The organism is Furfurilactobacillus rossiae DSM 15814, assembly GCF_000428925.1.
GTDB classification, from domain to species: domain Bacteria; phylum Bacillota; class Bacilli; order Lactobacillales; family Lactobacillaceae; genus Furfurilactobacillus; species Furfurilactobacillus rossiae.
In genome coordinates, this window is record NZ_KE386820.1 from 59,923 (window position 1) to 73,919 (window position 13,997).

Here is a 13,997-nt window from a genome sequence, read left to right on the forward strand (position 1 = left end):
TTAAACTTTAAAAGAAATGGTGCTTTTGCCTTTTTTATGCCCAAAAACAGGGTTACAGGTCATTTGTAATGAAACTGTAACACTAAAATGAGGACTTATTCACTGGAAAATCATTTCGAAGGAGTGAAGAACTTGGCAGGGCATTTAGTTAAATACGGCAAACACCGTACCCGCAGAAGTTACGCACGAATCAAGGAAGTTCTTGATTTACCGAACCTGATTGAAATCCAAACGGACTCTTATCAATGGTTCCTGGACGAAGGCTTGCGTGACATGTTCGACGACATCATGCCAATCGATGATTTCCAAGGAAACTTATCATTGGAATTCGTTGACTACCAGTTACTCGAACCAAAGTACACCGTGGATGAAGCACGTGAACACGATGCCAACTATTCTGCACCACTGCACGTTACTTTACGTTTGACCAACCATGAGACTGGCGAAATCAAGAGTCAAGACGTGTTCTTTGGTGACTTCCCACTGATGACTGATCAGGGGACGTTCATTATCAATGGTGCTGAACGGGTTATCGTTTCTCAATTGGTTCGTTCTCCTGGTGTGTACTATACGGAAGACGAAGACAAGAATGGTCGTGAAGTTTACGGCGCAACTGTCATTCCTAACCGTGGTGCTTGGTTGGAATACGAAACCGATGCTAAAGAAATTTCTTACGTTCGGATTGACCGGACTCGTAAGATTCCAATGACCGAATTAGTTCGTGCCTTGGGTTATGGCTCTGACGACGAGATCATCTCAATCTTGGGTGATAGCGACGGCATCATGTCGACCTTGGAAAAGGATATTCACAAGAATTCCGACGATTCACGTGTCGAAGAATCCTTGAAGGATATTTACGAACGGTTACGGCCTGGTGAACCTAAGACAGCCGACTCTTCACGGAGCCTGTTGACGGCGCGCTTCTTCGATCCAAAACGTTACGACACTGCACCAGTTGGTCGTTACAAGTTAAACAAGAAGTTAGACTTACACACCCGTTTGTTGGGTTTGACGTTAGCGGAAACGTTGGCTGACCCTGACTCAGGTGAAATCATTGCTGAAAAGGGTACTGTGATCGACAAGACCGTTATGGCTAAGTTGGCACCATACCTGGATCAGGAAGACTTCAAGTCGGTAACGTTCACACCTTCTGATGAAGCTGTTGTGACAGAACCAATGAATGTTCAAATGATCAAGGTCTTCTCTAAGAAAGATCCTGAACAAGTTGTGAACATGATTGGTAACGGCCATATCGACTTAAAGAACCACACCATTCAACCTGCCGACATCATTGCTTCTATCAATTACTTCTTCAACTTGCAAGAAGGTATTGGTTCAACAGATGATATCGATCACTTGGGTAACCGTCGGATTCGTTCTGTGGGTGAATTACTGCAGAACCAATTCCGGATCGGTTTATCACGGATGGAACGTGTTGTTCGTGAACGGATGTCCATTCAGGACTCTGCCACAGTAACGCCACAACAATTAATTAACATTCGTCCAGTTGTTGCTTCAATCAAAGAGTTCTTTGGTAGTTCACAACTGTCACAATTCATGGATCAGACTAACCCACTTGGTGAATTAACGCATAAGCGTCGTTTGTCTGCCCTTGGACCTGGTGGTTTGACGCGTGACCGTGCCGGATATGAAGTCCGGGATGTTCACTACACTCACTATGGTCGGATGTGTCCAATTGAAACGCCTGAAGGACCAAACATTGGGTTGATCAACTCACTGTCTAGTTATGCGAAGGTTAACCGTTATGGCTTTATTGAAACACCATATCGTCGTGTTTCATGGGACAACCACAAGGTTACTGACCGAATCGACTACTTAACTGCCGACGAAGAAGATAACTTTGTTATTGCCCAGGCCAACTCGCCATTGAATGACGATGGTTCATTCGTTGATGACACAGTCTTGGCTCGTTCAAAAGATGAAAACATTGAAACTTCCATCGACAACGTCGACTACATGGATGTTTCGCCTAAGCAAGTAGTTGCCGTTGCGACTGCATGTATTCCATTCTTGGAAAACGATGACTCTAACCGTGCTCTGATGGGTGCCAACATGCAACGTCAGGCTGTTCCTTTGTTGGATCCTCATGCACCACTTGTTGGTACTGGGATTGAATATAAGGCGGCCCATGACTCTGGTGTTGCTTTAATCAGTAAGGCTGCCGGAACCGTTGAATTTGTTGATGCTACGCAAATCCGTGTTCGTCGTGAAGACAGCACTTTGGATACGTACAAGTTAATGAAGTTCCGTCGTTCAAACGGTGGTAAGAACTACAACCAACGTCCAATCGTTAAGGTTGGTGACAAGGTTGATGCCGACGAAATTTTGGCTGATGGTCCTTCCATGGAAGGTGGGGAACTTGCTCTTGGGCAAAACCCATTGATTGCCTTTATGACTTGGAACGGTTACAACTTCGAAGATGCCATTGCGATTTCCGAACGGTTGGTTAAGGATGATGTTTACACTTCGATTCATATTGAAGAATACGAATCAGAAGCACGTGACACGAAACTTGGACCGGAAGAAATGACCCGTGAAATTCCTAACGTTGGTGAAGATTCTTTGAAGGATCTTGATGAACAAGGGATTATCCGGATTGGTGCTGAAGTTCATGATGGTGACATTTTGGTTGGTAAGGTTACGCCTAAGGGTGTGACAGAATTATCTGCTGAAGAACGTTTGCTACATGCTATCTTTGGTGAAAAAGCCCGTGAAGTTCGTGATACTTCACTCCATGTTCCGCATGGTGGTGGCGGTATTATCCAGGATGTTAAGATCTTCACTCGTGAAAACGGGGATGAATTATCACCTGGTGTTAACATGATGGTTCGTGTCTACATCGCCCAGAAACGTAAGATTCAGGTCGGTGACAAGATGTCCGGTCGTCATGGTAACAAAGGGACTGTTTCAATTGTTATTCCTGAAGAGGACATGCCTTACATGCCTGATGGAACTCCAATTGACATCATGCTTTCACCAATGGGTGTGCCTTCTCGTATGAACATTGGTCAAGTGCTGGAATTGCATTTGGGAATGGCTGCTCGTAAATTAGGCATCCATGTTGCTACGCCTGTCTTCGATGGTGCGCAGGATAAGGATATCTGGGATGCCGTTCAAGAAGCTGGGATGCCAGCTGATGCCAAGTACGTTCTGTACGATGGCCGTACTGGTGAACCATTCGACAACCGAATTGCCGTTGGTGTTATGCACTATCTGAAGTTGGCCCACATGGTCGACGACAAGATTCACGCACGTTCTATCGGACCTTACTCACTGGTTACGCAACAGCCACTTGGTGGTAAAGCGCAATTTGGTGGTCAGCGTTTCGGTGAAATGGAAGTTTGGGCTTTGGAAGCTTATGGTGCTGCTTACACGTTGCAAGAAATTCTGACCTACAAGTCAGATGACGTGGTTGGCCGTGTTAAGACTTATGAAGCCATTGTTAAGGGCGAACCAATTCCTAAGCCTGGTGTTCCTGAATCCTTCCGTGTGTTGGTTAAGGAATTACAAGCACTTGGGTTGGACATGAAGGTTCTTGACAGCAACAAACAGGAAATTGAACTGCGTGACATGGACGATGATGAAGATGACGTTGTGAATGTTGATGCATTGAGTAAGTACGCTGCTGAACATCCAGTTGACGATAAGTCAGACGATGCTAGTGCAAACACGAACTCAGCTTCAACCCCTGCACAGCCAGCAACAACACCGGCTAATGAGTCAGGAAACACCACAAACGAGTAGTGTGAACTGTCACCATTGAAACTAATAAGGAGGTCAATCCTTTGATTGATGTCAACAAATTTGAAAGCATGCAGATTGGGCTTGCGTCGCCCGACAAAATCCGCAGCTGGTCATATGGTGAAGTTAAGAAGCCTGAGACCATCAATTATCGGACATTAAAGCCTGAACGTGATGGCTTGTTCGATGAACGGATTTTTGGACCAACAAAAGACTGGGAATGTGCGTGTGGTAAGTACAAACGGATTCGCTATAAGGGTGTTGTTTGTGACCGTTGTGGTGTTGAAGTTACACGTTCTAAGGTTCGTCGTGAACGGATGGGGCATATTGAATTAGCTGCTCCTGTTACCCACATTTGGTACTTCAAGGGTATTCCTAGTCGTATGGGGTTGGTTCTTGACATGAGCCCACGGGCACTTGAAGAAATCATCTACTTTGCTTCATACGTTGTGTTGGAATCAGGTAACACACCTTTGGAACGCAAGCAGTTGTTATCTGAACGTGAATACCGTGAAAAGAAAGCCCAATATGGTAACGAATTCCAAGCTGAAATGGGTGCCGAAGCAATTCGTAAATTGCTGGCAGCTGTTGACTTGGATAAAGAAGCCAGCGAATTGAAGGAAGAATTAAAGGATGCATCTGGTCAAAAACGGACTCGTGCCGTTCGTCGTCTAGATATCTTGGAAGCCTTCATTCAATCCGGTAACCGTCCTGACTGGATGGTTATGGACGTTGTTCCGGTTATTCCACCGGACTTACGGCCAATGGTTCAATTGGAAGGTGGTCGTTTTGCCACTTCTGACTTGAACGACTTATACCGTCGTGTTATCAACCGTAACAACCGTTTGAAGCGGTTGTTAGACTTGAATGCACCTGGTATCATCGTGCAAAACGAAAAGCGGATGTTGCAGGAAGCTGTTGACGCGTTAATTGATAACGGTCGTCGTGGCCGTCCTGTCGCCGGTCCTGGTAACCGTCCGTTGAAGTCACTATCTCATATGTTGAAGGGTAAGCAAGGACGGTTCCGTCAAAACTTACTTGGTAAACGTGTTGACTACTCTGGCCGTTCTGTTATTGATGTTGGCCCAACTTTGAAGATGAACCAAATGGGGTTACCTGTGCCAATGGCCATGGAACTCTTCAAGCCATTCATCATGAAAGAGTTGGTTAAGCGTGATCTTGCTTCTAACATCAAGAATGCCCGTCGTAAGATCGACCGTCAGGATAACGATGTTTACGATGTTCTTGAAGATGTTATCAAGGAACACCCAGTTCTGTTGAACCGGGCCCCTACTTTGCACCGTCTTGGGATTCAGGCATTTGAACCAGTGCTTGTTTCTGGTAAAGCGATGCGTGTGCACCCACTTGTGTGTGAAGCCTACAACGCCGACTTCGATGGTGACCAAATGGCCATTCACGTTCCGTTATCAGACGAAGCGCAAGCTGAAGCACGTTTGCTGATGCTGGCTGCCGGACACATCTTGGCACCTGCCAATGGTCGTCCAGTGGTTACACCTTCTCAGGATATGGTTATCGGTAACTACTACCTGACTACTGAGGAAGCTGGTCGTGAAGGCGAAGGCATGATCTTTAAAGATTTGAACGAAGCCCGCGTGGCCTACCAAAATGGTTATGTTCACTTACACAGCCGTGTTGGTGTGCAAACTTCATCAATGCCAACTAAACCATTTACTGATGAACAAAAGAGCCGTATCTTGATTACGACTGTTGGGAAGATGATTTTTAATGCCATCTTGCCTGACGAATTCCCATACTTGAACGAACCAACGAGTGACAACTTGACAGACGGCATCGATGACCGGTTCTTCTTGGAACCTGGTACTGACTTGAAGTCAGTATTGAGTAATCAACCGCTGAATGATCCATTCAAGAAAGGCTTCTTGGCTGATATCATTGCTGAAGTCTACAAGCGTTACAAGGTAACAGCTACTTCATTGCTATTGGACCGGATGAAGGATTTGGGTTACTACGAATCTACTAACTCTGGTTTGACGGTTGGGATCGCTGATATTTCAACGTTGAAGACGAAGAATGATGTCGTTGCTGATGCACGTAAGCAAGTTGCTACGATTTCTAAGCAGTTCCGTCGTGGTTTAATTACTGATGACGAGCGTTACCAACGTGTTATTGACGTTTGGAACACTGCTAAGGATGACATTCAAGAACAACTGGTTGACTCCATGGAGTGGAATAACCCAATCTTTATGATGAGTGATTCCGGTGCTCGTGGTAACATTTCAAACTTTACTCAACTAGCTGGTATGCGTGGTTTGATGGCTGCGCCTAACGGTCAAACAATGGAATTGCCAATCGTTTCAAACTTCCGTGAAGGTCTCTCTGTGTTGGAAATGTTTATTTCCACTCATGGTGCCCGTAAAGGTATGACTGATACGGCTTTGAAGACTGCCAACTCTGGTTACTTGACTCGTCGTCTGGTTGATGTTGCGCAAGACGTTATCATTCGTGAAAAGGACTGTGGTACTGACCGTGGTTTGACGATTCATGCCATTACTAACGGTAATGAAATGATCGAATCCTTGTACGAACGGATTCTTGGTCGTTATGCAATGAAGTCAGTTAAACATCCTAAGACTGGTGAAACCTTAGTTAAGGCTAACCAGATGATCGATGAAGACGTTGCTCAATCCATCGTTGATGCTGGCGTAACAGAAGTTGTGATTCGTTCAGCCTTCACTTGCAACACGAAACATGGTGTTTGTGAACGTTGTTACGGTCGTAACATGGCCACTGGTGACCGGGTTGAAGTTGGTGAAGCAGTTGGTACTGTTGCTGCCCAATCAATCGGTGAACCTGGTACTCAATTGACCATGCGTAACTTCCATACTGGTGGTGTTGCCGGTGACGATATTACCCAAGGGCTTCCTCGTGTTCAGGAAATTGTTGAAGCTCGGAACCCTAAAGGTAAAGCTGAGATTACTGAAGTGACTGGGACAATCGTCTCAATCGAAGAAAACCCAGCTGAACGGACGAAAGAAGTTACGGTTAAAGGTGAAGCCGAAACACGTTCATACACGTTGCCATTACGGGCGCGGATGCGTGTTGCTGAAGGTGACTTTATCCACCGTGGTTCCGCATTGAACGAAGGGTCAATTGATCCTAAGGAATTGCTGAAAGTTCGTGACGTTCTGTCAACCGAAAACTACCTGTTACGTGAAGTTCAACGTGTTTACCGGATGCAAGGTGTTGGTATTGCCGACAAGCATATTGAAATCATGGTTCGTCAGATGATGCGGAAAGTTCGTGTCATGGATCCAGGTGACACTGATATGTTGCCAGGAACATTGATGGACATTGCTGACTTTAAGGATGCTAACACGAAGACGTTAGTTGCTGGTGGTATTCCTGCAACTAGTCGTCCAGTGATCTTAGGTATTACTAAGGCTGCTTTGGAAACAAACAGTTTCTTGTCTGCTGCTTCGTTCCAGGAAACAACGCGGGTTCTTACCGACGCTGCTATCCGTGGGAAGAACGACCCACTTGTTGGGTTGAAGGAAAACGTTATTATCGGGAAGATCATTCCAGCTGGTACTGGGATGCCAGATTACCGGAAGATTCAGCCAAAAGAGGCTGAAGTAACTGGTACCGAGGGCGTTTATTCCATTAGTGACTTAGAAAAGAAAATGCGTGAAGAGGATGCTAAGAACACAAGCACCAAGTAATTGGTTGCTATCCGTGTAATTACTGATTCTTGAATCGTGAAAAAGGTCTGCCGGACAATTTGTCTAGCAGGCCTTTTTTTGTACATAGTAATTAACTGACGCTTACGGTTGTCAAAACTGAATGCCACCCGTGGGACCGGTCCTGTGGAACGGCGTTTCTGGTCGACGTAACGGCTCCACAAGAACAAACAAAAACAGTTCGCAACCTCCAAATCATAGAGGCTGTGAACTGATTTGTTTGATACAAGGTTAACTATCTGAACATTGTCTTGGTTGCACGGGCCATGACTTTCGGATCTTTTTCATAGTGGTGAAGCGGTGTTAGTTTGCTCAATGGAATGCCCAAGAACGTGTATACAGCACGCTGCGCGCAGCGGAATGAATATTGTTCTGTAAATACCATGTCAAATGGCATTTCAGCAAATTGACTGATAAAGGCGAGGTTGTGACTGTGCTTTGGAACCACTAATGGACGGTCACCAACTGCCCGTCGGTTGAAGAGGGCGCTGGCATAAGGCATGTAAACAGGAATGACATTGACGGTTGATGCCATAATATCGTCAATGTGGTCACCAATCTTGTCGCGGCTATCATCAACTTCGTTCAAGTGACCAATAAGTTCGGTGAGAATTTCACGACCAGTCATTTCAATGAATGGTTTATTGACGTAATCACCATGCCGTCGAGGGTACATAATGTATCCCCAGAAGACGGTTTCGTTTTCCTTTTGTGCGTGAAAATGAGGTTGATGATGAACAACGATTGACATTAATCCAGTACTGTCGATCCAAGTATTCAATGCATTACCAGGTTGTTGTTGAGTGATTCGGGTGATTTCATTAAGTAGTTTGTGATCATTGTTTGTGACCGTGAAACTCATCCACTCACTTTGTTCCCGGTCATTAAAGAATTTATCTGGATGACCAAGGTCATAGAAGTGCTCGGAAGCTTGTTTCCATAGAGCTGCACTTGGCGCATATTCGTGGTTTTCCTTCAGTGGGGTATCCATGTCCCCAAACGAAGAACTGTCGGTGATAGAGCCATTAGTGTCGAAGACAAAATCATCGTCATTAACGTCAACGTGGCCAGCTTGATGATCGCCATCAACTTCTTCGTAATCGAAACCGGTTACGATAATATCGTCGCGCATTGGCGTGTCCTTGAAGGTGAGCGCCGTAACTTTACGATTATTAATGAAAGTTACACCATGATCCTCTAAGAACTTGCGCATCGGCAAAATGAGACTTTCGTACTGGTTGTAAGGTGTGCGAGTAACACCCTCGAGTGTGTTAATACGACTAAATTCAAGGATCATACGGTTCATGTAGCGACGCAGTTCCATCGCTGAACTTTGACGTTTGAATGCAAAAGTTGTTTGCCACATGTACCAGAAGTTAGTGGTGAAGAAGTGTGGTGAACTGGCAAACCATTCATCAATCCCGATATCATTCAGGCGTTCTTCTTTGCTTTCCGGCATCAACATTAGTTTTGTCAGAAGGTAGCGGTCACGGTTGTCAAACTGCATGTGGCGGTAATCATTTTCGTCGCCTTTGTTGCGAATGCCGTTTACTTTATCCATCAACCGGGCAACATCGTGAGTTGGGTGTGCGTGGTCGAAGGCTAAAATCTCATCAGTCACAGATTGATCAGGGTGATCTAGTGATGGAACGGAGCGCATGAGATCCCATAAGTTTTCATACGTTTCCTCGTTGAGCATCCGACCACCTTTGGCAAGGTAACCTTGACTGTTTTTAAGAGCTTGGTTACCGTACTCATTTTCGTAGCCAGTTACTGTGTCACCATCGTTTGCACCGTGGGTTTCAAGACCGTACATGGTGATCTGGTCACCGTGCCAACCACCATCGCGAATGAGGTAAATTCCTGCTGCTAAGTTACCAATGCCTGTACCAATCATGTATGCATGCTGTGCCATATTCGCTCACTCCTTTGTTTGTTGAACCGAGTTATTACTGTTCCTAATCGTATCTAACAAGTGGCCAACTTGATCCAACGCGTCATTTACGGTCAGGTGATACCGATGATTAAGGCCTTCATGGGTGGTGGACACAAGGCCAGCTTGTCGCAAAATTTTGAGATGATGCGATACTGCTGGCTGTGAAAGACTCATGTGTGAGGTCAACTCAGTAACAGTCAAACCGGTGTTCAAATGAGCACCTAATAAAATGATTAACCGTTGCCGATTTTGATCGGCCAGTGTGTTCAACAAGTCAAGATTACTAATGAACTCATCCAGTGCTTTTTGCTGACCCTGTGGTAATGTCGTTTCACTCATGAAGATCACCTCACTCTATCGATACATTTAACTACATGAATATAGTAACGCGAATAAGTTACTATTGCAACCGCTTACAAAACGTCTGTTTGATCCGGTTAAACAGCCAATTATCAAATAAAAGCGTACAGTTGGACGATAACTAGACCACTAAAAAGGTACGGAATAAAAGGGAGTCGATTTGAGCGTTGATGGTTCAGATAGAAGTGAGTTAAGGCGATTAATGATGCAAACAGGATACTGGCAATAGCCACTTGTATTGGAAACATTAAAGACAGCACGGCGATGCAGTCAACATCTCCATTGCCCATAAATTGAAACGGTGGATAAAATAAAGCGATACCAAATATATTGTTGTTACCATCAGCAATTTTGACCAGCTAAACTGATGACGAATCAGTGCTAATACTAATAAAGCCACGATTGGCCACGCAGAGATGGCTAGGTGTGTAGCGTCCTGACAAGCCAAGGCCAGCAGGATTAAATTAAAAACAATTAGACTGATAGCTGCGTTAAAAGGATTGGAATGGATGATGAGCGCGCCAAGTAGACCGACTGAACTTTCTGCGAGTGGGTAGATGAAAGACACTGGCTGATGACAGTCGGGACACCGTCCTAACTGAAGAAGCCAGCCAAGGCAGGGAATGAGTTGCCACCAACGAAGGCGTTGAGCACATTGATCACACTGTGATCGCGAAAAGGTGACGGGGCAGTTATTAGCAAGCCTAGTGCTGATACACATGATGGAAGAGACAAAAAGCGTAATGTAAATGAAACTGATGCAGAAGATGATGTATGGCATAATAAAAACACCGTCCTTTATTGGTTTTGTCTTAACATACGTAAAAAGATTCGTGATGTTCGTCCATTACGCAAAAACTTTGTTCGAACTAGCTTTTTTCGTGTTGAAACCTTGACGCATATGGACGGGGATGATATTCTATTAAAGGTGCTTTTTTGTGAAAGTGTCTGCCATCCATGGCGGCTGGAGCTAAAACAGCAATCATACTGGAAAACAGATTTAGGTTTCGATTTTTTTTATAACTTAAAAAGAACCGCCTGGATGTGTGGACTTAAACTAAAACAAAGAATCGGAAGGAGGACATTTAGATGCCAACGATTAACCAACTCGTTCGTAGTGGTCGTAAGTCTAAAACGTCAAAATCAGATGCCCCAGCATTAAACTTCGGGTACAACAGTTACAAGAAAGAACAAACTAACAACGCTGCTCCTCAAAAACGTGGGGTTGCAACTCGTGTCGGTACTATGACACCAAAGAAGCCTAACTCAGCTTTGCGGAAATACGCCCGTGTGCGTTTGTCCAACTTGATTGAAGTTACCGCATACATTCCTGGTATTGGTCATAACCTGCAAGAACATAGTGTTGTTCTTATCCGTGGTGGTCGTGTTAAGGATTTACCTGGGGTTCGTTACCACATTATTCGTGGTGCTCTGGATACTGCCGGTGTTACTGACCGGAAACAAAGCCGTTCTAAGTACGGTACTAAGAAGCCTAAGGCTTAATCAAGAAAGGAAGATAAACGATGGCTCGTAAAGGACATATCCCAGCACGTGAAGTGCTACCTGATCCAATTTACAACTCAAAGCTGGTTACCCGTTTAATCAACCGCTTGATGTTAGACGGTAAGCGGGGAACTGCATCAACGATTTTATATGATGCCTTTGATCAAATTAAAGAAACAACTGGTAATGAACCATTGGAAGTATTTGAAGAAGCAATGAACAACATCATGCCTGTTATGGAAGTTAAGGCTCGCCGTGTTGGTGGGTCTAACTACCAGGTGCCAATCGAAGTTCGTCCAGAACGTCGTAGTACTTTGGGCTTACGTTGGTTAGTTCAATACTCACGGTTACGTGGGGAACACACCATGACTGAACGTTTAGCTCGTGAAATCATGGATGCTGCCAACAACACTGGTGCTTCTGTTAAGAAGCGTGAAGACACTCACCGGATGGCTGAAGCTAACCGTGCCTTCGCACATTACCGTTGGTAAAAACAACCGACTATTTAGCCGGTGGCTCCCTTTGACACCCATCTACATGTGGTGTCATTTTTGGGATTTAAGCATTGCATAAGCTAATTTAAAGGAGAAAATAATGGCTAACAAACGTGAATTTCCACTCGAAAAAACACGTAATATCGGGATCATGGCCCATATCGATGCCGGTAAAACCACGTTAACTGAACGGATTCTTTACTATACTGGTAAAATTCACAAAATTGGTGAAACCCATGATGGTGCTTCACAAATGGACTGGATGGCTCAAGAACAAGAACGTGGGATTACCATTACGTCTGCTGCTACAACAGCGCAGTGGAAGAACCACCGGATCAACATTATCGATACTCCAGGACACGTGGACTTCACAATGGAAGTTGAACGTTCCTTACGTGTGCTAGATGGTGCGATCGCTGTTCTTGATGCTCAGGCTGGTGTTGAACCACAGACTGAAACTGTTTGGCGTCAGGCTTCCACTTATAACGTTCCCCGTATCGTGTTCGTTAATAAGATGGATAAGTTAGGTGCTGACTTTGACTTTTCTGTTGACTCATTAGGTGACCGTTTACAAGCTAACGCTCACGCCGTTCAGATGCCAATCGGTGCTGAAGATGATTTCGAAGGGGTTATTGACCTGATCGAAATGAAAGCAGACTTGTACGATGAAGATGCTCTTGGAACTGAATGGGATACTGTTGATATTCCTGAACAGTATGTTGAAGAAGCTCAAAAACGTCGTGATTCATTAGTTGAAGCCGTTGCTGAATCTGATGATGAACTGATGGAAAAATACCTTAACGGTGAAGAAATCAGTAAAGACGAATTGAAAGCTGGTATTCGTCGTGCCACTTTGGCAAACGAATTCTTCCCAGTTCTTGCGGGTTCTGCTTACAAGAACAAGGGTGTTCAGATGTTAATGGATGCTGTTGTGGACTACTTGCCATCACCACTTGATGTTAAGCCTTACACAGCGGTTAACCCAGATACTGATGAAGAAGAAGACCTTATTGCCGGCGATGACAAAAACTTCGCTGCCTTAGCATTTAAGGTTGCTACTGACCCTTACGTTGGTCGTTTAACATTCATTCGTGTTTACACGGGTACTTTGGAATCCGGTTCATACGTTTTGAACGCTACTAAGGATAAGCGTGAACGTGTTGGTCGTTTGCTACAAATGCATTCAAACCAGCAAAACGAAATCCCAGAAGTTTTCTCTGGTGACATCGCTGCTGCCATCGGTTTGAAGAACACCACAACTGGTGACTCTTTGACTGATGTTGATCACCCATTGCATCTTGAATCAATGGTCTTCCCTGAACCAGTTATTCAGGTTGCCGTTGAACCTAAGACTAAGGCTGACCAAGACAAGATGAACAACGCCTTGCAAAAGCTTTCTGAAGAAGACCCAAGTTTCCGTGCTGAAACCAACTCAGAAACTGGTGAAACTTTGATTTCTGGTATGGGTGAACTTCAATTGGATATCTTAGTTGACCGGATGAAGCGTGAATTTAAGGTTGAAGCCACTGTTGGTGCACCTCAAGTTGCTTACCGTGAAACGATTACGAAGTCTGCTCAGGTTGAAGGTCGTTTCATTCGCCAGTCTGGTGGTAAAGGTCAATATGGTGATGTTTGGATTGAATTCACACCTAACGAAACTGGTAAGGGTTACGAATTTGAAGACGCCATTGTCGGTGGGGTTGTTCCTCGTGAATACATTCCTTCAGTTGACAAAGGGTTACAAGAATCCATGGCCAATGGTATGGTTGCAGGTTACCCAGTAGTCGACGTTAAGGCTAAGCTTTACGATGGTAGTTACCATGATGTCGATTCTTCAGAAGCTGCATTTAAGATTGCCGCTTCTCTGGCATTGCGTGAAGCTGCTAAGAAGGCTGCCCCAGTTATCTTGGAACCAATCATGAAGGTTGATATTGTTGCACCAGAAGACAACCTTGGTGATGTTATGGGTCACGTAACTGCTCGTCGTGGTACTGTTGATGGGATGGAAGCTCGTGGGAATGCACAAGAAGTTCATGCATTTGTTCCATTGGCTGAAATGTTTGGTTATGCGACAACCTTGCGTTCAGCAACACAAGGTCGTGGGACATTTACTATGACATTTGACCACTACTCAGCTGTTCCTAAGTCAGTTCAAGAAGAAATTATTAAGAAGAATGGCGGTAACAACAGTCATCCTGAAGACTAATTGTCATTTAGTTGACA

The 13,997-nt window shown here is 44.7% G+C and carries 8 protein-coding genes; 5 read left to right on the top strand and 3 right to left on the bottom strand.

Annotated features, from left to right (window positions below; translation table 11 throughout):
• Positions 1-132: 132 nt before the first annotated feature.
• Together rpoB and rpoC are read left to right on the top strand one after the other, a co-directional pair.
• Positions 133-3,765 carry a DNA-directed RNA polymerase subunit beta gene (rpoB, locus tag G400_RS0113380; protein WP_017262640.1) on the top strand — a complete coding sequence of 1,211 codons (3,633 nt, stop codon included), beginning with the start codon at positions 133-135 and terminating at the stop codon, positions 3,763-3,765.
• Positions 3,766-3,806: 41 nt separating this feature from the next.
• Positions 3,807-7,463, top strand: a complete 3,657-nt coding sequence (gene rpoC / locus G400_RS0113385; protein WP_017262641.1) for a DNA-directed RNA polymerase subunit beta' — start codon at positions 3,807-3,809, stop codon at positions 7,461-7,463.
• Between the two features lie 253 nt (positions 7,464-7,716).
• Here rpoC and G400_RS0113390 read toward each other — a convergent pair whose 3' ends face one another.
• From G400_RS0113390 to G400_RS16705, 3 genes are all read right to left on the bottom strand, one after another.
• Positions 7,717-9,396 (bottom strand): oleate hydratase, encoded by a 1,680-nt coding sequence (locus G400_RS0113390; protein ID WP_017262642.1) that lies wholly within the window; start codon positions 9,394-9,396, stop codon positions 7,717-7,719.
• Positions 9,397-9,402: 6 nt separating this feature from the next.
• Positions 9,403-9,756, bottom strand: coding sequence for an ArsR/SmtB family transcription factor (locus tag G400_RS0113395; protein ID WP_017262643.1), 354 nt, complete (start codon positions 9,754-9,756; stop codon positions 9,403-9,405).
• Between the two features lie 268 nt (positions 9,757-10,024).
• Positions 10,025-10,558 (bottom strand): prepilin peptidase, encoded by a 534-nt coding sequence (locus G400_RS16705; protein WP_081495881.1) that lies wholly within the window; start codon positions 10,556-10,558, stop codon positions 10,025-10,027.
• Between the two features lie 308 nt (positions 10,559-10,866).
• Between G400_RS16705 and rpsL the strand changes: the two genes are divergently transcribed.
• From rpsL to fusA, 3 genes are all read left to right on the top strand, one after another.
• The gene (gene rpsL, locus G400_RS0113400; RefSeq protein WP_017262644.1) at positions 10,867-11,280 is read left to right on the top strand and encodes a 30S ribosomal protein S12; all 414 of its coding nucleotides are present in this window, start codon (positions 10,867-10,869) and stop codon (positions 11,278-11,280) included.
• Positions 11,281-11,300: 20 nt separating this feature from the next.
• Complete coding sequence (rpsG, locus tag G400_RS0113405) at positions 11,301-11,771, top strand: 30S ribosomal protein S7 (RefSeq protein ID WP_017262645.1); 471 nt, start codon at positions 11,301-11,303, stop codon at positions 11,769-11,771.
• 103 nt (positions 11,772-11,874) lie between these two features.
• Positions 11,875-13,980, top strand: a complete 2,106-nt coding sequence (gene fusA / locus G400_RS0113410; protein WP_017262646.1) for an elongation factor G — start codon at positions 11,875-11,877, stop codon at positions 13,978-13,980.
• Positions 13,981-13,997: the final 17 nt, after the last annotated feature.

Excerpts from the sequence above, each read along its gene's own strand:
- G400_RS0113390 (WP_017262642.1), bottom strand. The coding sequence starts at position 9,396 with ATGGCACAGCATGCATACATGATTGGTACAGGCATTGGTAACTTAGCA.
- G400_RS0113395 (WP_017262643.1), bottom strand. The coding sequence starts at position 9,756 with ATGAGTGAAACGACATTACCACAGGGTCAGCAAAAAGCACTGGATGAG.
- G400_RS16705 (WP_081495881.1), bottom strand. The coding sequence starts at position 10,558 with ATGCCATACATCATCTTCTGCATCAGTTTCATTTACATTACGCTTTTT.
- rpsL (WP_017262644.1), top strand. The coding sequence starts at position 10,867 with ATGCCAACGATTAACCAACTCGTTCGTAGTGGTCGTAAGTCTAAAACG.
- rpsG (WP_017262645.1), top strand. The coding sequence starts at position 11,301 with ATGGCTCGTAAAGGACATATCCCAGCACGTGAAGTGCTACCTGATCCA.
- fusA (WP_017262646.1), top strand. The coding sequence starts at position 11,875 with ATGGCTAACAAACGTGAATTTCCACTCGAAAAAACACGTAATATCGGG.